The organism is Cupriavidus sp. SIMBA_020, from assembly GCF_046535395.1.
GTDB classification, from domain to species: domain Bacteria; phylum Pseudomonadota; class Gammaproteobacteria; order Burkholderiales; family Burkholderiaceae; genus Cupriavidus; species Cupriavidus campinensis.
This window is the reverse complement of sequence record NZ_JAWRWU010000699.1, coordinates 1-268: the sequence shown is the minus strand read 5'-3', so window position 1 is coordinate 268 and position 268 is coordinate 1. Positions and strand designations below refer to the sequence as shown.

The 268-nt window shown below is 67.9% G+C and carries 1 pseudogene; it reads left to right on the top strand.

What is annotated here, in order from left to right:
- Positions 1-268 (top strand): annotated as a pseudogene (gene phnK / locus SB751_RS31125) (phosphonate C-P lyase system protein PhnK); the annotation flags it as partial.

Here is a 268-nt window from a genome sequence, read left to right as displayed (position 1 = left end):
GATTCCGGCGCGCTGAACTACCTGAACGTGAACGGCGAGACGCTCGATCTGCGAACGCTCTCCGAGCCGCGGCGCCGACTGCTCGCGCGCACCGAATGGGGCTTCGTGCAGCAGAATCCGCGCGACGGACTGCGCGCGGGCGTTTCGGCGGGCGCCAATATCGGCGAGCCGCTGATGGCCGTGGGCGCGCGTCATTACGGACAGATCCGCCATACCGCGCAGCAATGGATGTCGCGCGTCGAACTCGACGCCACGCGCATCGACGAAC